The sequence below is a fragment of the Actinomadura rupiterrae genome, assembly GCF_024172125.1.
GTDB classification, from domain to species: domain Bacteria; phylum Actinomycetota; class Actinomycetes; order Streptosporangiales; family Streptosporangiaceae; genus Spirillospora; species Spirillospora rupiterrae.
The window spans coordinates 119,102-137,941 of record NZ_JAMZEA010000004.1 but is presented as its reverse complement, the minus strand read 5'-3'; the positions used below and the strand labels follow the sequence as shown (position 1 = coordinate 137,941).

General features: G+C 73.7%; 12 protein-coding genes. 7 read left to right on the top strand and 5 right to left on the bottom strand.

Annotation, left to right across the window (positions count from 1 at the left end; translation table 11 throughout):
• Positions 1-84 precede the first annotated feature (84 nt).
• Positions 85-6,969, top strand: coding sequence for an SDR family NAD(P)-dependent oxidoreductase (locus tag FHU30_RS13615; protein WP_372503899.1), 6,885 nt, complete (start codon positions 85-87; stop codon positions 6,967-6,969).
• A gap of 7 nt (positions 6,970-6,976) precedes the next feature.
• On the opposite strand, the gene FHU30_RS13610 is transcribed toward FHU30_RS13615, so the two are convergent.
• Positions 6,977-7,819, bottom strand: coding sequence for an SDR family NAD(P)-dependent oxidoreductase (locus FHU30_RS13610; protein ID WP_253875593.1), 843 nt, complete (start codon positions 7,817-7,819; stop codon positions 6,977-6,979).
• Positions 7,820-7,907: 88 nt separating this feature from the next.
• Positions 7,908-11,204 (bottom strand): ATP-binding protein, encoded by a 3,297-nt coding sequence (locus FHU30_RS13605; protein WP_253875591.1) that lies wholly within the window; start codon positions 11,202-11,204, stop codon positions 7,908-7,910.
• Positions 11,205-11,304: 100 nt separating this feature from the next.
• Here FHU30_RS13605 and FHU30_RS13600 point away from each other — a divergent pair, with 100 nt between their 5' ends.
• The 6 genes from FHU30_RS13600 (at position 11,305) to FHU30_RS13575 (ending at position 16,159) form a co-directional block, all read left to right on the top strand.
• Positions 11,305-11,943, top strand: coding sequence for a hemerythrin domain-containing protein (locus tag FHU30_RS13600; protein ID WP_253875588.1), 639 nt, complete (start codon positions 11,305-11,307; stop codon positions 11,941-11,943).
• Positions 11,944-11,962: 19 nt separating this feature from the next.
• Complete coding sequence (locus FHU30_RS13595; RefSeq protein WP_253875585.1) at positions 11,963-12,451, top strand: DUF4267 domain-containing protein; 489 nt, start codon at positions 11,963-11,965, stop codon at positions 12,449-12,451.
• A gap of 27 nt (positions 12,452-12,478) precedes the next feature.
• A complete protein-coding gene (locus FHU30_RS13590) occupies positions 12,479-13,789 on the top strand; it encodes an FAD-binding oxidoreductase (RefSeq protein WP_253875583.1) in 1,311 nt (436 codons plus the stop codon).
• A 205-nt stretch (positions 13,790-13,994) separates the two neighbouring features.
• Entirely contained in the window at positions 13,995-14,855 is an 861-nt protein-coding gene (locus tag FHU30_RS13585; protein ID WP_253875580.1) for an alpha/beta fold hydrolase, read from the top strand.
• A gap of 134 nt (positions 14,856-14,989) precedes the next feature.
• The gene (locus tag FHU30_RS13580) at positions 14,990-15,532 is read left to right on the top strand and encodes a hypothetical protein (protein ID WP_253875578.1); all 543 of its coding nucleotides are present in this window, start codon (positions 14,990-14,992) and stop codon (positions 15,530-15,532) included.
• A 279-nt stretch (positions 15,533-15,811) separates the two neighbouring features.
• Positions 15,812-16,159: a hypothetical protein gene (locus FHU30_RS13575; protein WP_253875576.1), complete on the top strand. Its 348-nt coding sequence runs from the start codon at positions 15,812-15,814 to the stop codon at positions 16,157-16,159.
• A 57-nt stretch (positions 16,160-16,216) separates the two neighbouring features.
• Here the strand turns inward: FHU30_RS13575 and FHU30_RS47045 are convergent, their stop codons facing one another.
• From FHU30_RS47045 to FHU30_RS13560, 3 genes are all read right to left on the bottom strand, one after another.
• The gene (locus tag FHU30_RS47045; RefSeq protein WP_253875573.1) at positions 16,217-16,900 is read right to left on the bottom strand and encodes a peptidase inhibitor family I36 protein; all 684 of its coding nucleotides are present in this window, start codon (positions 16,898-16,900) and stop codon (positions 16,217-16,219) included.
• Positions 16,901-16,967: 67 nt separating this feature from the next.
• The gene (locus FHU30_RS13565; RefSeq protein ID WP_253875570.1) at positions 16,968-17,651 is read right to left on the bottom strand and encodes a response regulator; all 684 of its coding nucleotides are present in this window, start codon (positions 17,649-17,651) and stop codon (positions 16,968-16,970) included.
• 19 nt (positions 17,652-17,670) lie between these two features.
• Positions 17,671-18,825 carry a sensor histidine kinase gene (locus FHU30_RS13560; RefSeq protein ID WP_253875567.1) on the bottom strand — a complete coding sequence of 385 codons (1,155 nt, stop codon included), beginning with the start codon at positions 18,823-18,825 and terminating at the stop codon, positions 17,671-17,673.
• Positions 18,826-18,840: the final 15 nt, after the last annotated feature.

The window sequence follows — 18,840 nt, the reverse complement described above, 5'->3', positions numbered from 1 at the left end:
AAGCGCCTCTCGGACGCCCTTGCCGACGGCGACCGCGTGCACGGCGTCATCCTGGGCAGCGCGGCCAACAGCGACGGCCGCACGATGGGACTGGCACTGCCCAGCGCCGAAGCCCAGGAGGAGCTGCTGCGCCAGGTGTACCAGCGGGCCGGCGTGCATCCCGACCGGCTGGTGTACCTGGAGGCGCACGGCACCGGCACCCCGGTCGGCGACCCGATCGAGGCCCACGCCATCGGACGGGCCCTGGGGACGAACCGGACGTCCGGGCCGCTGCCGATCGGGTCGGTGAAGACCAACCTCGGGCACCTGGAACCCGCGTCCGGCATGGCGGGGCTGTTCAAGGCGCTGCTGGTGCTGCGGCACGGCACCGTCCCGGCCTCGCTGCACGCCGGGACGCCCAGTCCCGAGATCGACTTCGCCGGGCTGAACCTGACGCTCGCGGCCGAACCGGCACCGATCGCCACGGTGGACGGCCCGGTCGTGGGCGTCAACTCCTTCGGCTTCGGCGGCGCCAACGCGCACGTCCTCTTGGCCCGCCCGCCCGCGCCCGGCCCGGAGGCGGCGCATCCCGTGGTGCCGAGCCCGCGCAGCCTCGAACAGAAGCGCGGGCTTCCGGTGATGGTGACGGGGCGGACCGCCGAAGCCGCCGCCGGGGCCGCCGCGCGGCTGGCCGACCGGCTGGAGTCGGCATCGCCGCAGGAGTTCTACGACATCGCCTACACCTCGTCCCGCCGCCGGGCTCGGCACCCGTTCCGCGCGGCCGTGCTGGCGGACGGTCCCGGGCAGGCGGCCGAGCGGCTGCGATCGGCCGTCCCCGGCAGGACGGTCGAGGACGGCCGGGTCGCGCTGGTGTTCTGCGGCAACGGCGCGCAGTGGGCGGGCATGGGCGCCGACCTGCTCTCCGACGCGGTGTTCCGAGCGGCCGTCGAGGCCGTTGACGCCGAACTCGCTCAGCATCTCGGCTGGTCGGTCGCGGACGAGATGGCGCTTCCGCCGGAGCGGTGGCGGCTGTCCGCGACCGAGGTGGCCCAGCCGATGCTGTTCGCCGTCCAGGTCGGCTTGGTGCACATGCTGCGCGCCCGCGGCATCACGCCCGCGGCCGTCGTCGGGCACAGCGTGGGCGAGGTCGCCGCGGCCCATGCCGCCGGGATCCTGACGCTGGCCGACGCGGCGCGCGTCCTGGCCGAGCGCAGCCGCGCGCAGGCGCCGACCGCCGGCATCGGCCGGATGGCCGCGCTGGGCATGCCGCGCGACGCCGCGGAGGAACTCCTCGCCGCCTACCCGGGCGTCGAGATCGCCGTGGTCAACACGGCCGCTCACCTGACCGTCTCCGGACCGTCCGGGCAGATGAAGCTGCTGGCCGACGAGCTGGCCCGGCAGCGCAGGACGTTCGTGGAACTGGACCTGGACTACGCCTTCCACAGCGCCGCCATGGACGACGTCCGCGACACCCTGACCGGGACGCTCGCAGGACTCGAACCGGCGGCCGGGCACACGCCCTTCATCTCCACGCTGACCGGCGGCCTGCTCCCCGGGACGGACCTGGACGCCGAGTACTGGGCTCGGACCGTCCGCGAACCGGTGCTGTTCGCCCCCGCCATCGACACCCTGCTGGACCAGGGCTTCGAGCTGCTCGCCGAGATCGGCCCGCAGCCCGTTCTGCGCCCCTACCTGCGCCGCATCATCGCCGCCCGCAAGAACAGTGCCTCGAACAAGCGACCCGCCACGACCGCCGGAAAGGACACGGGAGCGGGCGCGGTCGCGGTGCCGACGTTGCGGCACGGCGACGACGGTGTCCAAGGCGTCCATGCCGTGGACGGCGCCGTGGGCACGCTGATCGCGGCGGGCGCCGATGTCGAATGGCACCGCCACTTCCCGCGTCCCGGCCGCGTGGTGGATCTGCCCGCCTACCCCTGGCAGCGCGAACGCCACTGGAGCGGCGGACCCGAATCCTGGGTCAAGTCACTGGGCGACGGCCGCCTGGCGCATCCGCTGCTGGGCGAGCGCCTGCCGGTCCTCGACCCGACCTGGTACGGACGCATCGAGCCGGTGCGCGTGCCGTGGCTGACCGACCACCGGATGGGCGGCTCGGTCATCATGCCCGCCACCGGCCACGTCGAGATGCTGCTCGCCGCGGGCCGGCACGCCTTCGACGCGCCCGCCGAGGTCCGCTACATGGAGATCGTCCGGCCGCTGGTGGTGCCGTGGGGCGACGAGGGCGGCGTCGACTTGCAGGTGTCGCTGTCCTCGGAGGACGGCGTGGTGAGCATCGCCGGGGTCGACACCACCGGCGGCGAGCCCGTCCAGTACGCGCGCGCCGAGGTGCGGCGGCTCCTGCGCCGCCGACCCGAGCCTCTGGACGTGGCGGCCGTGCGCGACAGGCTGGAGACGTCCATCGACGCCGATGGCTTCTACGCCCAGGCCGCCGGATTCGGGCTCCAGTGCGGTCCCGCGTTCCGGCTGCTGACGGACGTCCGGTACGACGAGCACGAGTTGCTGGCCGCCTACCGCCACGACCCCTTCGGCGACCGCTACGCAGACGGTTACGAGGTGCACCCGACCCTGCTCGACGGAGGGCTCCAGGCGGGAATCCCGCTGATGGCGGCCCTGATGGGCGAGGGACGCGGCTACCTGCCGCACCGGATCGACGCGGTGCGGATGTGGCGGCGCCCCGCCGCGTCCGGCCTGTTCCACCTGCGGCTGCGCAGCGGCAGCCGGCTGGAGATGCGCTGGGACGTCACCGTCACCGACGAGGACGGCACGGTGACCGCCGAACTCGAAGGCTGCCGCCTGCGCCGCTACGAGGACAAGCAGCGGACGCCGCTGTCCCGGCACCACGTCGCGCTCCGGGCCGCGCCGCATCCCGCCGAGCCGGCCGCGCCCAGCCCGCTGCCCTCGTCCGCCGACATCATGGCCGCGGCGGCCGGCTGGATCGCCGACCTGCGCGAGGACTGGCGCCGGCAGGACTACGAAGCGACGGAGGCGGCGACGCTGCGCGCGGTGGCGCACTGCTTCGCCCATGCCGTCCGCGACCTGCTCGCCTCACCGGACGACCCGTCCGGCGTCCCCGACCTGTTCGGCGTCCCCGACCGGTTCGGCGTTCCCGACCGGTTCGGCGTCCCCGACCTGGTCGCCGCTGGCATGGAGGCACGCCACGGACGGCTGATCGAGACCGTCGCACCGCTCATGGAGCAGCACGGCCTGCTGGCGTCCGAGGAGCCGGGGCGCTGGCGCTTGACCGGGACACCCCAGGCCGCCGAGCAGCTCCGCACCCTGCTGCTGGAGCACCCGGCCGACATCGTCCAGACGTCCCTGACGGCGCGGATCGGCCGGTACTTGCCCGAGGTCCTGCGCGGCTCGCGAGACCCGCTGGAGTTGCTGTTCCCCGAGGGGGCGATGGACAACTTCGAGCACCGCTACGACCTCGTCCCGTCCCAGTGGTTCCACAACCGCCTCGCCCAGGAGCTGCTGCGCCGGATCGTCGAGCGATGGCCGGACGACCGTCCGCTGCGGATCCTGGAGGTCGGCGCCGGTACCGGCGGGCTCACCGCCGCGCTGCTGCCGATCCTGCCCGCCGACCGCACCCGGTACCTCTGCACCGACGTGTCGCCGTTCTTCATCACGCGCGCGCAGAAGAAGTTCACCTCCTACGACTTCGTCGAGTACCGGCCGCTCGACCTGGACGCCGATCCCGAGGAGCAGGGCTTCACGCCGGGCACGTTCGACCTGCTGGTGGCAGGTAACGCCCTGCACGCCGCCAGCGACATCACCGCCGGGCTGCGGCGCGTGGCCGCGCTGCTGGCGCCCGGCGGCCGACTGCTGGCGCTGGAGGCCCACGACCCGCAGGTGCTCGCGCTGCCCTTCGGCATCCTCGACAGCTTCTGGAACATCGCCGACCCGGACGTCCGTCCCCACGCCATGGTGCTTCCCCGCGACCGGTGGACGCCGCTGCTGCGGGACTGCGGCTTCACCGAGGTCGAGCTGTCCGGCGACGACCGCGCACCGTGCCGCGACCGGTACTCGGTCATCCTCGCCACCGCGGGCACCGTGCCCCGGCCCGTCCCGCCCGACCAGACCCGGGACGACGCCGAGCCGCAGCAGGACGAGCCGCAGCAGGACGTGCCGGTGAAGGACGAGGCCGACCGCACCCGCAACTGGCTGATCCTGACCGAGGCGGCGAGCGACCGGCGCCTCGGCCACGCCATCGCGGACCGTTTGCAGGCGGCGCACCGCCAGACCGTCCTGGCCGACGCCGCCGACGACCTGGACGTCGAGACCCTCAACACCCTCCTGAGCAAGCTGCCGACGCCCGACGCCTCCGCCCCGGCCGCCGAGCCCGGCTCCGAGCGGGCGTCCGAGGTCGCCATCGTCCTCGTCCTGGGCGACGACGAGACCACGGGCACCGCCGGCGAGACCACGGGCACCGCCGACCGGAGCCCGGACGACATGGTCCGGCAGGCAACCCGGCGCGCGGCGCTCATGCGCACCATCGCCGCGGCCTGCACGCGGCGCTCCCCGAGCGAGGCGGCGTTGTGGCTGGTCACGCGGCCCAGCGGCGTCCAGCCCCACCCCGAGCGGGCGCTGGTCCCCGCCGATGCCGCCGCGTGGGGCGTGGCCCGTTCCCTGGACAATGAGGAACCGCGCCTGCGCGTCCGGCGGATCTCACTGGACCGCACCGGCAGCACCGGCAGGGACGCCGAGCGCCTGGTGACCGAACTGGTCCAGCCCGACGACGAGGACGAGATCGTCCTGACCCGCGGCGGCCGCTTCGTCCCGCGCGCGATGGACCTGCCCGCCTCGCCCCCCGTCCCAGCCCGGGCCGTCCCGAGCGGGGACGCTCCGCACTACCGGCTGCAGGTCCGCGACCCCGGCCTGTTCTACGAGCTGGCCTGGGTGGAGGCCGAGCCGCTGCGTCCCGAGCCGGACGAGATCATCGTGGACGTCAAGGCGGCGGCGCTGAACTACCGCGACATCATGCTCGCCGTCGGCCTCCTGCCCGCCGAGACGACCCGCGACGCGTGCGGCGAGCAGAGCGTGGGCGCCGAGTACGCCGGGGTGGTCTCCGCGGTCGGCTCGGCCGTGACCACCCTGAAGCCGGGGGACCGGGTGATGGTGATGAACCCCTCGCGCATGGGGTCGCAGGTGCGCGTCCCCAAGGACATGGTGTGGCCGATGCTCGACACGCAGAGCTTCGTCGAGGCGGTCACGCTGCCGGTGGCTTTCCTGACCGTCCACTACGGCCTGATGGAGCTGGCGCGGCTGCGGGCGGGCGAGACGGTGCTGGTGCACGGCGCCGCCGGCGGTGTGGGGATGGCGGCGCTGCAGTGCGCCGAGCACCTCGGCGCCCGCGTGATCGCCACGGCCGGGACGCCCGCCAAGCGCGACCTGCTGCACTCGCTGGGCGTCGAGCACGTCCTGGACTCCCGCAGCCTGGACTTCGGCGAGCAGATCATGGAGCTGACCGCCGGACGCGGCGTGGACGTGGTGCTGAACTCCCTCTCCGGCGAGGCCATCCCGCGCAGCCTGGAAGTCCTCGCGTCGCGCGGGCGGTTCATCGAGCTGGGCAAGCGCGACATCCACGAGAACCGGCCGCTGCTGATGCGCGCGCTGCGCGACAACATCACCTTCGCCACCATGGACCTGTCGCTGCTGATGAGCGACCTGCGGCCGCTGCTGCCGCACCTCCACACGACCGCCGAGCGCATCGTCGAGGGGACCTACCGGCCGCTGCCGCACCGGGTGTTCCCGGCGGCCCGGGTCCGCGAGGCGTTCCAGCTCCTCCAGCGCTCCCGGCACACCGGCAAGGTCGTCATCGCGTTCGACCCGCTGGACGAGGCCCCGCCGGTCGAGCCGCGCCTGCGTCGGCCGGACCTGGACCCGGAGGCCGCCTACCTGGTGGTCGGCGGGCTGACCGGCTTCGGCGCCGCCACCGCCCGCTGGCTGGCGGGCCGCGGCGCCCGCCACCTGGCGCTCGTCGGCCGCCGCGGCGCCGCCACCCCGGACGCCGACCGCCTGCTCTCCGACCTGGCCGCGCGGGACGTCCAGGTCACCGCGCACGCCGCCGACGCCACCGACCTGGACGCCATGCGCGCCGTCCTCGCCGATATCGACGCGACCGGACGCCCGCTGCGCGGTGTCGTCCACTCGGCCATGCGCGTTGACGACGACCTCCTCGCCGACCTGTCCGACGAGCGCTTCGCCGCGTCCCTGGCGCCCAAGATGGCCGCCGCGGCCAACCTGGACGCCCTCACCCGCGACCGGGACCTGGACTTCTTCCTGATGTACTCGTCCTCGGCCGGCTTCGTCGGCCAGGTCGCCCAGTCCAACTACGTGGCGGGCAACCTGTACCTGGAGGCGCTCGTCCGGCAGCGCCGCCGCGCGGGCCTGCCCGGCCTCGCCATCGCCTGGGGCGCGCTGGGCGACACCGGTTACATCGTCCGCAACGATCTCGCCGGCAACATGGCGCGCCTCGGCGTCGAGACGGTCTCCACCGAGGAGGCCCTCACCGCCGCCGGCCACCTCCTGACCGGCGACCGCGACGTGGCGGGCGTCGGCCGCTACAACTGGGGCCGCCTGCGGGAGCTGCTCAGCAGCCTCACCACCAGCCGGTACGGCATGCTCATGCCCCCGCTGTCCCAGGTGAGCGGCCAGACCCGCGAGGACCTCGTCCGGCAGCTGAGCGCCCTGCCCGCCGCCGAGGCCCTGGACTGCATCGCCGAGCACCTGGGCGCCTTCCTCGCCGAGGTCTTCCAGATGCCCGCCGACCAGCTCGACCACACCCGCCGCCTGGACGAGTACGGCATGGACTCCCTCATGGGCGCCGAACTCCTGGTGATGCTCCGCGAGCAGTTCGGCGTCGAGATCCCGCCGATGGAACTCGTCCGCAGCAGCGGCACCGTCACCGAGATAGCCCGCATCATCCACACCCGCCTCGGCCTGACCTCACCGGCCGAACCCATCCCGACGTGATGCCGGATTACAGGGTCTGGGCGCCGTGGGCTTCGGCGGCTAGGTCTTGGTGGTCGTCCCAGGTCTTGAGGCGGTCGGCGTAGGCCTGCTGGACCAGCGGGTAGAAGCCCTGGCCGAACAGCACGCGCAGCGGCGGGGCGTCGGAGTCGACGATCTTGAGGAGGGTGCGGGCCGCGGCGGCGGGGTCGCCGGCGGGCTGCTTGCCGGCCGCCTCGGCGAGGTGCCGGCGGAGACCGGCGTAGGCCGGGTTCGGCTCGGCCATGTGGCCGTTGGCGAGGGGGTCGGGGTTCTTGCCGTCGCGGGTGGCGAACCCGCCGGGCTCGACGATGGTCACCTTGACGCCGAAGCCGGCGACCTCGCGGGCCAGGGCCTCGTTCAGGCCCTCCAGCGCCCACTTGGACGCGTGGTAGGCGCCGCCGAGCGGCATCGCGATCAGCCCGGCGGCGGACGACAGCTGGACGATGTGCCCCGACCCCTGCTCGCGCAGGTGCGGCAGCGCGGCCTGGACGACCCAGACCGCGCCGAACAGGTTGGTCTCCATCTGGTCGCGGAGTTCCTGCTCGGTCAGCTCTTCGACCGCGCCGATCTGCGCGTAACCGGCGTTGTTGACGATGACGTCGAGGCGTCCGAAGTGCTCCTTGGCGCGCGTCACGGCGGCGAAGACGGCGGCCCTGTCGGTCACGTCCATGGACAGCGGGAGCACCGCGCCGCCGTAGGTGGCGACCAGGTCGTCCAGGCTTCCGGTGTTCCGGGCGGACGCGGCCACCTTGTCCCCGCGGGACAGCGCGGCCTCGACGAAGTGGCGGCCCAGGCCGCGGGACGAGCCGGTGACGAACCAGACCTTGCTCATGATGGCTTCCGTTTCGCTCGGTATCGCTTGCCGGACATCAAGACACCGGCGGACCGGGCGCCATAACAGCGCGCCGGCATGACCTGCGTCACTGTCCGGCGGACGACCCGGCTCGGGCGCGGGCCTCGGCGGCCCAGTGGGGGGCGTTCCACAGGTCGGCGATGGCGGCGGCCCGGGTGAAGTGGCCGGCGGCCTCGCCGTCGCGGCCGAGCAGGACGGCCAGCTCACCGAGGGTGTGCGCGACGGGCGGCAGCGCCAGCGACACGCTCTCCGCGCCCGCCGGGGGACCGTCGCGGAACGGGAGCAGCGTCGCGTAGACCTCCTCGGCGGCGTCCCGGTCGTCCAGGGCGAGGGCGGCCATCGCGCGCAGCGTGGTGAGGAAGGTGAAGAAGAAGTCAGGACGGATCGGACCGGACGCCGCCGTGCGGACCTCGCGGGCCTCGGCGTCCAGGCCGTTCGCGTGCAGGGCGAGCACGAGCAGGTCCGCGGTCATGGACCCGAGGACGGCGTGGAGGGCGCGCACCTCGTCCAGGTGCGCGCCGAGCGTGCCGTCGTTCAGCCAGATCGCGGCCAGGGCGAGGTCGAGGAACCCCGCGGCGTGCACCGACCCAGCGCGCCGCATGCCCTCGTCGGCCTTGAGGTAGAGGGCCTCGGCGTCGGCGAACCGGCCTTCGATGAGCGCCAGGGACGCCAGCGTGATCTCGGCGACGGCGATCGCCTCGGGCATCCGGTAGGCGCGCGCGAGGTCGAGCGCCTCGGCGATCACCCGGCGCAGGGCCGCCGGGTCGTTGCCGGCCGCGGCGGCGCCGGCGAGGTCGAGCAGCCCGGTGACGCGGTAGACCGGCAGGTCGTGCTCGGTCCCGAGGTCCACCAGCTCCCGGCAGAGCCCGGCGTCGCGGTGCACCTCGGCGAGGATCGCGAGCGCCGCGGCCCGCAGCCGGGGCTCGGTCGCGAGGTCGAGCGCCTCCTGCGCCGCCGCCAGGACGGACGGGTCGTCCTCGCCGACCAGCTCGTTCGCGTACGCCGTCAGCAGCCGGGACCGGACCGCCGGGTCGAGGTCGCGCTCCAGCAGGCGCCGGAGCCGCTCGATGACGGGCCGGTCGACCGTGCCGTACGTGCGGGCCTGCCAGACGGTCGGCTCCGTCCACGCGGTGAACGCGGCGATCATCAGGTCGTCGCGTCCGAGGGACTCCGCGTACTCCACGGCCTCGCGGCGCGTCTCGCGGGCGGCGGCGACGGCGCCCGCCCTGATCCGCGCGCGCATCAGCCGGCCGAGCAGCTCGACGCGTTCGTCCGGGCCGGTCGCGTTGGCGACGGCGTCGGCGAGCAGGCAGGCCGCGACATCGTGGGCATAGCGGGCCTCGGCCAGCTCGGCGGCGCGGACGCAGTACCCGACGGCCTTCGGCGATCCGGCGCGCGCGTAGTGGTGGGCCAGCGCCGCGACGTCCCCGGAGCCTTCGAGGGCGTCGGCGATCCGCGCGTGCATCCGGGTCGCGCGCAGCTTGCTGACGTCGGCGACGAGCGTGTCCCGGACCAGGGCGTGGACGAACCGGACCGTCCCCGGTGCGGGCTCGTCGAGCAGCCCGGCGATGACACCCGCGTCCAGCGCGTCCATCACGCCGTCCTCGTCGGCGTCCGCGGCCTTGACCAGGACGTCCACCGAACTCTCGCGGCCCGCGACCGCCGCGAGCCGCAGGACCGACACGCCGCCCTCGGGCAGCCGCGCGAGCCTCCTGCGCAGGACGTCCCGCACGCCCTCGGGGACCTCCGACAGCGCGACCAGCGCGCCCTCGCCGTTCAGCAGCCGCGCGCTCTCCCGCACGTAGAACGGGTTGCCGCCGGTGCGCTCGGCGATCCCGGCGATGGTCTCGTCGTCGGTCTCGCACTCGGTCCGGACGAGCTGCGCGACGGCCTCGCCGTCCAGCCCCGGCAGCGCCAGGCGGAGCGGCGTCGCGCGCGCGAGCGACGCCAGCGTCTCGGTGAGGTGCCCGCTCTCGTCCGCGCGGTACGCGGCGACGACCAGGATCGGAGCCCGCAGGCCGAGACCGCCGCCGAGCAGCTCCAGCGTGGCGGCGTCGGCCCAGTGCAGATCGTCCAGGACGACCGCGACCGGACGCTCCCCGGCGACCGCCGCGAGCCACTTCCACACGGCCTGGCGCAGCCGGAACCGCCCGGCGGTCGCGTCGGCGTCCGCCGCTCCGGTGTCGGTGAGCAGCGGCGCCAGGTCGTCGGCGAACCCTCCCGGGGACGCGGACGCGGCGACGGCCCGCAACGCCTCGGTCCAGGCCCACGCGGGCGGAGCGCTGTCCACCTCGGGGCACTGCCCGACCGCGACCAGCCACCCGTCCCGTTCGAGCCGGTCGCGGAGGTGCTGGAGGAGCGTCGACTTGCCGAGCCCGGCCTCGCCGGTGACCAGCGCGATGCGGGTTCCGTCGACGGCGGCCTCGGAAGCGGCCGCGACCAGCGCCGACAGCTGCGCCTCCCGTCCGACGAACGTCGAAGACGTCGCTGACGGCGGTTGCGCGGTCGGCAGCGACGGCGGTTTCGGCGCGGATGGAGGCGGTGGCGGGGTCGGCAGCGGCGGCGGTTTCGGTGCGGACCGAGGCGGTGGCGGGGGGACGGATTCGCGCATGACGTCCGTGCGCTGGTTGAGGATCGCGTCCTCCAGCGCCGCAAGGTCCGGGCCCGGGTCGAGACCGAGCTCCTCGGCGAGGACAGCGCGGGCGCGGCGGAGCGTCGCGAGCGCGTCGGCCTGGCGTCCGCTGCTCCACAGGGCCAGGGCGTGCAGCCGCCAGCCCTCCTCGCGGAGCGGCTCGTCCCGAGTGAGCCGCTCGGCCTCGGGAACCACCGCGGCAGGATCACCGAGGCGCAGACCCGCCGCGACGTGCAGCTCGGTCGCGACGAGGCGCAGCTCGTCCAGCCGGGCCTTCTCGGCCGCCGCCCACGGCTCGTCGGCGACCTCGGCGAACGCCGGGCCCTGCCACAGCGCCAGCGCCTCGGCGAGCCGGGCCCGGGCGGCGCGCGGGTCGGCGTCCGTCCGCGCCCGGTCCAGCAGGTCCTCGAACCGCCACGCGTCCACCGACTCCGGCGGCATCCGCAGCGCGTAGCCGGGCGACGCGCTCACCAGCATCCGGGCGGGCGTGCGCGGCGGGCGGCCGGGCTCCAGCAGCCGCCGCAGGTTGGACACGTACGCCTGCAGGGACATCAGCGCCCGCGCCGGCGGCTCCCCGCGCCACAGGTCCTCGATCATCCGGTCGACCGGCACGACCTGCCCGCGCGCCGCCACCAGCAGCGCCAGCACACCCCGCTGCCGCGGCCCGCCGAGGTGGACGACCGCACCGTCCACCTCGGCCGCGAACGCGCCCAGCACCCGGACGAAGACCATGATCCGCACATCGTACGGGGCCGGTCCAAGTCGGTTCCAAGTCCGCTCCAAACGCCCGGGAGCAGCCTGGACACGTCGCAACCGAGGAAGGGCAGGGCAGATGAGCGTGAACACCCGGGACATGGAGATCGTCCACCGCGTCCTCCGCCGCGAGTCGCGGCTGCTGGTGGAGCTCGTCGCCGCCGTCGCCCCCGGCGACACCGCCCGCGCCAGGGTGCTCGCCGACCACTTCCGCATCTACCGGCTGGGCCTGCGCAACCACCACGAGGGCGAGGACGAGCTGCTGTGGCCGCCGCTCCTGGCCCGCGTGGACCTGAAGGCCGACATCGTCCTGCGCATGGAGGCCCAGCACGAGCGCATCACCGCCACCCTGACCAGGCTGGACGCGGCCGTCCCCGCCTGGGAGGCCGCCGCGGGCGCCGACGAGCGCGACACCCTCGTGGCCGCCCTCACCGAGCACCGCGCCGTCCTGCTGGAGCACCTCGACGACGAGGAGGCCACCCTCCTCCCGCTCGCGGCCGAGCACATCACCGAGCGGGAGTGGGCCTCGCTGGGCGACCACCTGGTGAACAACACCCCCAAACCCGTCCTGCTCACCCTCTTCGGCGCCGTCCTGGAGGACGCGGACCCGGCCGAGCGCGCCCTCGTCCTGCGCGGCGTCCCCGCTCCGGTCCGCCTCGTCTGGCACGTCATCGGCCGTCCCCGCTACGCCCGCCACATCCGCCGCGTCCGCGGCTGAACGTCCTAGGAGAAGAACCATGACGCTGAAGAACGTCAACACCGTCCTGGCCGCCATCGTCATCCTGTTCAGCTTCTACCTCGGGATCACCTTCCTCCTGATCCCGGACGTCCAGGCCCCGGGCTTCGGCCTGCCGCACTGGCCGTCCGGCGACGGCGGCGGCTTCCTCAACGTGAAGGGCAACCGCGAGAACGGGATGGGCCTGGCAGCGGCCCTCCTGCTCCTGACGGGCCACCGCCGCGCCCTCGGCTGGGCCCTGCTGGGGGTGGCCGCCGCCCCGTTCGGCGACATGATCACCGTCCTGGCGCACCACGGCTCCACCGCGATCGCGCTCAGCGTCCACGGCCTGACCTCGGTGTTCATCGCGACCACCGGCCTGCTGATCCTCCGCGAGACCCGCAAGCCCCGCGAGACCCGCAAGCCGCGCGGGACCCGCAAGCCCCGCGAGACCCGCAAGGCGCGGGAGAGCCGCAAGGCGCGGGAGACCGCCGCCCCGACGTCCGCCTGACACACCCTTACCGACTTGGAGACGACCATGACGATCAACGACCTGCGCAGCGTCCTCACCGGCCGCGTCCTCCTGCCCGGCGACGAAGGCTTCGACCAGGCGAGCAAGGCGTGGAACCTCACCGTCAGCCAGCCCGTCGCGGCCGTGGTGGAAGCCGCTGACGTCCCGGATGTGTCGGCGCTCGTCCGCTACGCCCGCCGGACGGGCAGGACGGTGGCCACCCAGCCGACCGGCCACGGCGCCTCGGGCGATGTGGACGGCCTGATCCTGCTGCGCACCGGCCTGCTGAACGAGGTGGAGGTGCGGGCCGAGGAGCGTGTCGTCCGGGTGGGCGCAGGCGCGAAGTGGGCCCAGATCCTGGCGGCGACCGGACCGCTCGGCCTGACCGGCCTCGCCGGCAGCGCGCCCGGCGTCGGCGTGACCGGCTACACCTTGGGCGGCGGCGTCGGCTGGTTCAGCCGCAAGTACGGCTTCGCCTCCGACAGCGTCCGCGCCTTCGACATCGTGGACGCCGAGGGCGAACCGGCCCGCGTGACCGCCGAGTCCGACCCCGAACTGTTCTGGGCCCTGCGCGGCGGCGGCGGAGACTTCGCCGTGGTGACCGCGCTCGAACTCGACCTCTACCCCGTCCCGTCCCTCTACGGCGGACGCGTCGTCTGGCCGGAACACCGCACCCGCGAGGTGTACGACGCCTTCCTGGAGATCACCGCTGACGCCCCGCGCGAGCTCAGCGTCTGGATCAACCGGCTCCAGCTCCCCGGCGGCCCGCCGATGGTGACGCTCGACATGGCCTACCTCGGTGAGACCGCCGAGGCCACCGCGCTCCTGGCCCGCATCGACAAGATCGGGGACGCGCTCTCCGACAGCCGCGGCATCGTCCCGATCGCCGACCTGGGCGGCATCACCGCCGAGCCCACCGACCCCGTCCCGTCCATCACCCGCGCCGAACTCCTCACCTCCCTGGACGACGACGCCGTGGACCTCCTCCTGGCCAAGCCGGTGGCGCCGGTCATCAACGTCCAGATCAGGCACCTCGGCGGGGCGCTGGCCGACCCGGACCCCGCCGCCGGCGCGAGCGGCGTCCTGCCCGAGCCGTACCTCCTCGGCCTCGTCGGCGTCGGCCTGCCGCACACCACCGACGCGACCCATGCCAAGCAGGCGGACGTCGTGGCCGACCTGGAGTCCTACGTCAGCGGCCGCAAGCCTTACACCGTCCTCGCCCCGGGCGAATCGGCCGCGCAGGCCTTCTCCTCCATCACCCTCGCGCGCCTCCAGCAGATCAAGCAGGCCCGCGACCCCCGCAACGTCCTCCGCGCCAACTACCCCGTCCTCGGCTGACCCGCCCCGCCCCGGCCCCACCGCGCCAAGCACCGCGGTGGGGCCTCCGGCACGTCCTCATGGGAGGCGGACGCCTGGGTAGACCGCAATGTAGGCCCGCGAGATTTCTTCCCGGGATGTCGAGAAGCCGGCGGCGGCTCCGACCACCAGGTGGAAGGGGCCCGCGAAGGCCCGGTGACGGAACCGCGAATCCGCAGGAGTCGATATGACCTTCAACGTGCTTGAAACGCCCGATGTGGACCTCGTCTACGACGTCCAGGGGCCCTTGCCGACCGCGGACGGACGGCCGCCGCTCGTCATGATCGGCCAGCCCATGACCGCCGAGGGCTTCCGCGCGCTCGCGGCGCACCTCGGCGACCGCACCGTGGTCACCTACGACCCGCGCGGCCTGGGACGCAGCAAGCGGAGGGACGGCCGCACCGACAACGACCCCGAGACCCAGGCCCGCGACGTCCACGCGATCATCGAGGCGCTGGACGCGGGCCCGGTCGACATGTTCGCCAGCAGCGGCGGCGCCGTGACCGCGCTCGCCCTGGTCACCGCCCACCCCGGCGACGTGGCGACCCTGGTGGCGCACGAACCGCCGCTCATCACCGTCCTCCCGGACGCGGAGGCCGCCGAACGCGCCCGGAACGCCGTCCGCGACGCCTACGAGGCCAGGGGCTTCTTCGCCGGGATGGCCGCGTTCATGGCGATGGCCTCCTGGCAGGGCGAGTACACCGACGCCTACTTCGCCCAGCCCGAGGCCGACCCCGCCGCGTTCGGCATGCCGTCCGAGGACGACGGCAACCGCGGCGACCCGCTGCTGTCGGACGCGTCCTGGCCGATCACCGGCTACGAGCCCGACTTCCCGGCCCTGATCAGCGCCCCCACCCGCGTCGTGATCGCCGTGGGCGAGGAGACCGGCGACGCCTTCACCGGACGGACCGCCCGCGCGACCGCCGCCCTCCTAGGCCAGGAAGCCGTCGTCTTCCCCAGCCACCACGGCGGCTTCGTCGGCCCCGAAACCGGCTACCCCGGAAAGCCCGAAGCCTTCGCCCAGAAGCTCCGCGAGGTCCTCTCCTGACGGCACGGGGTGTGCAGGGCGTGCGGTTCGCTGTGCAACGCGTGCGAGTGAGCCACCCGCCTGCCGGCGCCTGCCCTCACCTGTGCGAGCATCTGGCGTCCTCACTCCTTTGATCAGCCTTGGGGGGCTGCTGAATGAGAACGAAGTTCGTCGTGGCGGGCGCGGCCTGCGCGGCGTTCGCGGTCACCGGCGGAGTGGCGCTCGCCGAGTCGGGCGGCGCCCACGGGACCAAGGCGGCTCCGGTCGCCGCGACGGCGGCCGCCGCGCCCAAGTCGCTCACGCTGGTGCGCTACTTCGGTGGCGCGCAGCGCAAGCACTGGGTGACCACCGCCGCCTCACCCGGTCCGCTCTACCGCCGGGAAGGAACGTTCCGCATCCTGGCCCAGCCGGTCAGCGGAACGAGGGCGCTCTACAGCTGCCTCAACGGTTACGTCCTGCTGGACCAGTTCGTTTCCACGCGTTCGGACTGTGAAAGCTCCAAGAGCGTGTTCCTGGGTCGCATCGGCTACGTGTACGTCAAGCCGCCCAAGGGCGTGAAGGTCAAGCCGCTCTACCGCTGCTCGATCCCGACCGGCTCCCACTCGGAGCACTTCGTGTCGTCCCGCTCGGACTGCGAGCGCCGTCCCACCTCGGGCAAGCTCGTCGTCGAGGGCCGCCTCGGCTACGCCCTGGCCTGACCGCGCCCTGGGGGCCGCCCTTTCCCGCGGCCCCCACAATGGCGGCCGGCATGCGGCGGCGTATCGAGTCCGCGATTCGCGCGCGGTGTGTCGTCGCAGGTCACAGTGTCGCGACGTGTCCGTAGACATGTCGGGGCACGTGCTGACACCGTTCCCTCTGGTGCCCGACGCTCCGGCTCTGCTGTCGTGCTTTCGCGGGTCACCGGCAGCTGTGGACGACCACCGCAGCGGTGCCGGATCGGATCCGCAAGCCATCGGATTCAGCACAAGGAGAACGTCATGCGGAACGCATTGCGCGGATCGGCCATCGCCGGCGCCCTGGTGGGCGGCACGCTGCTGTTCGGCGGCGCCGCCTACGCCTCGGCCGCCGCACCCGCCGCGCCCGCCGACCCGGCGGGCCCGGCCTCGGCCGTCCAGGCGGCCGAGCCCAACGGCTGCGCGAAGGTCCGGCACATCACCGACAACGGCGTGCAGGTGACGAACGTCAGCTGCGGGCGCGTCATCAACGTCCAGGTCGTCTGGAGCACGCCTCCGTACAGCCGGATCTACGCGATCGCCCCGGGCGCGAGCCGGGACTACTACCCGCACTTCTCGTGGCAGCACTACGAGACGATCAGGATCTACTGACCTCTCCGCCCGGCTCAGGGGCGATGCCTCCGCGCTCCGGGCGCGGGGCGTCGCCCCTCAGCTGTGCCGGAAGCTCAGCACCGCGACGGACGGGAGCGGCTCCCGTCCGAGGTGCTGCAGGATCGTCACCTGACCGGTGCAACCCGTCCCGGCGAAGAGCCGCTGCCGCTCCCTGCTGTTGTTCTGCACTGAACGGGCCACGAACGGCAGGGCCTGGCACCTGCTGTCGCTGAAGTAGTCCGGCGGCAGCGTGATCTTCCGGCCGAGGTAGTTCGGCTCGGGCCAGAAGCAGACGTTCCCCTGGAGGCAGTCCGGGGTGCCGGCGGCCGCCGCGTCCTCGGGCGCCTTGCCGCCGGCGAACCAGCCCATGAACAGTGCCACCGCGACACCGGTCGCCAGCGCGCTCGCCCCGGCTGTGGCCACGACCAGAACCACGAAGCGCGGCCGCACTTGGTATGCCTCCGCGGACGTCCGGACGTTGCCGGCGGCTGCCGCTTCGACCCGGCGGCGCACCGGCTCCAGCTCGTCCAGGAGGCCGAGCTTGCCGCATCCGTGCAGGTAGCAGCAGAGCTGCTGGGCCGTCGGGAGCGCGCCGTTCTCGATGTTGGAGACCCGCTGGCGGGTCAGCGAGGCCCGGTCGTTGTGCGAGCGCCTGGCCACGGCCGCCTGGGTGAGGTCTCCGCGCAGTTCCCGGAGATGCGCCCCGAACTCCCGGGCCGAGGTGATTCCGCTTGTGTCCACCCGCACTCCACACCAGACAGGGGAACACCAAGCGTATCCGCTCGACCACGAAATGAAGCGGGGGTCGTCACCGTCGACGCGGTACGAGTCCGGACTCGAAGGCGATGATCGCCAGGTGGACGCGGTCGCGGGCTTCGAGCTTGGCGAACAGGCGCGCGACGTGGGTCTTCGCCGTCGCCGCGCTGATCACCAGCCGCTCGGCGATCTCGGTGTTCGACAGCCCCTGCCCGACCAGGGCCAGCACCTCGCGCTCCCGGTCGGTGATCTCCGCGATGAGAGGAGCGTCCGTCTCGGGCTCGGCGACCGGTTCGGGAGCCGCGGGGGCGGACGTCCCGGCGAAGTCGGCGATCAGCCGCCGGGTCACGCTCGGCGCGATCAGCGCGTCGCCGGCCGCCACCACGCGGATCGCGTCCAGGATCGCGTCCAGCGCCATGCTCTTGAGCAGGAACCCGCTGGCCCCGGCGCGCAGCGCGCCGTAGACGTACTCGTCGTCGTCGAAGGTCGTCAGCACCAGCACCTTGGGCGGATCCGGCTCGGCGGTCGCCCGCCGCGTCGCCTCGATCCCGTCCATGCCCGGCATCCGGATGTCCATCACCACGACGTCCGGACGCAGCTCGCGCACCAGGCGCAGCGCCTCGTGGCCGTCCCCGGCCTCCCCGACCACCTCCAGGTCGTCCGTGTCGCCGATCAGGATCGCCAGCCCGACCAGCAGCAACGGCTGATCATCCACCAGCAGCACCCGCACACTCATGGAGTGTCCCTTTCATGCATCATGCGGGGAGCCTCGCGGTTACGCGGAAGCCGCCCTCGGGCCGGCGGCCGGCGCTGAACTGGCCGGACAGCAGGGTCACCCGCTCGCGCATGCCGAGCAGGCCGAAGCCGCTTCCGCCGGCCGCGGAGAGCCTCCGGCGGCCCGTCCCGCCGGGGCCGTCGTCCCCGTCGTCCTCCACCTCGATCGTCACGCCTTTCGGTTCGTAACCGACGGCGACCCGGCACGTCCGCGCCCCGGAGTGCCGCACGACGTTCGTCACCGACTCCTGGATGATCCGGTACGCCGACAGCTCGATCTCCGGCGGCAGCGGCCGCTGCTCGCCCTGCCAGGTCACCTGGACCCGCACCCCGGCGTCGGCCGTGCGTTCGGCGAGCCGCGGGACGTCGGCCAGGCTGCCGGCCGGGGCCAGCGGAGCGGCCTGCGGCATGGCGTCGTCCGGTTCGGCGCGGCGCAGCGCCCCGAGCATGCGCTGCAGTTCGAGCAGCGCCTCCCGGCTGGTGGTCTCGATGCCGGTCAGCGCCTGCCGCGTCTGCTCCGGCTTGGTCTCCACGACCCGTGCCGCCGCTCCCGACAGCACCGTGATGATCCCGATGCTGTGCGCGACGCTGTCGTGCAGCTCGCGCGCGATCCGCAGCCGCTCGGTCAGGACGGCCCGGGCCGCCTTCTGCTCGTCCAGGGCGTCGAGGTATTCACGCCGCTTGCGATACACCCCGCCGAAGACCCACGCGAGCGCGAACGACAACGCGAGCCCAACGGCGAACTGGGCCGCGTCGCTGACGGTCTCCCCGGCGGTGTGGGTGACGTTGACGAACGCCGCCGGGACGGCCGCGACGGCGCCGACGGCGGCGATCTTCGGACGCCGGACGGCGAGGTACCCGCACAGAGCGACGAGCAGGACGAACACCACCGAGGGCCGCATGCCGAAGATGTCGCCGGCGACTGCTTCGCCCAGGATCGCCGCGAAGGCCACCGTCGGCAGGCGGCGCACGAGCAGCACCGGAAGGGCGAGGGCGAAGAAGAGCCCGGTCCGGGAGGCCGGCATCGTCCAGGCGAGCATCAGCGCGTAGGAGCAGGTGGTGGCCAGCACCGCGGCCTGCGCCGTCAGCCAGGTCACGCCCCTCGACGTCGAGAGTCGCTGGAGAAGCTCTTCCATACCGGGATCGTATGC

Coding starts and splice junctions, on each gene's coding strand:
- FHU30_RS13600 (WP_253875588.1), top strand. CDS start 11,305: ATGAGCGTGAACACCCGGGACATGGAGATCGTCCACCGCGTCCTCCGC.
- FHU30_RS13560 (WP_253875567.1), bottom strand. CDS start 18,825: ATGGAAGAGCTTCTCCAGCGACTCTCGACGTCGAGGGGCGTGACCTGG.
- FHU30_RS13595 (WP_253875585.1), top strand. CDS start 11,963: ATGACGCTGAAGAACGTCAACACCGTCCTGGCCGCCATCGTCATCCTG.
- FHU30_RS13615 (WP_372503899.1), top strand. CDS start 85: ATGGGACTGGCACTGCCCAGCGCCGAAGCCCAGGAGGAGCTGCTGCGC.
- FHU30_RS13575 (WP_253875576.1), top strand. CDS start 15,812: ATGCGGAACGCATTGCGCGGATCGGCCATCGCCGGCGCCCTGGTGGGC.
- FHU30_RS13605 (WP_253875591.1), bottom strand. CDS start 11,204: ATGGTCTTCGTCCGGGTGCTGGGCGCGTTCGCGGCCGAGGTGGACGGT.
- FHU30_RS13585 (WP_253875580.1), top strand. CDS start 13,995: ATGACCTTCAACGTGCTTGAAACGCCCGATGTGGACCTCGTCTACGAC.
- FHU30_RS13610 (WP_253875593.1), bottom strand. CDS start 7,819: ATGAGCAAGGTCTGGTTCGTCACCGGCTCGTCCCGCGGCCTGGGCCGC.
- FHU30_RS13590 (WP_253875583.1), top strand. CDS start 12,479: ATGACGATCAACGACCTGCGCAGCGTCCTCACCGGCCGCGTCCTCCTG.
- FHU30_RS13580 (WP_253875578.1), top strand. CDS start 14,990: ATGAGAACGAAGTTCGTCGTGGCGGGCGCGGCCTGCGCGGCGTTCGCG.
- FHU30_RS13565 (WP_253875570.1), bottom strand. CDS start 17,651: ATGAGTGTGCGGGTGCTGCTGGTGGATGATCAGCCGTTGCTGCTGGTC.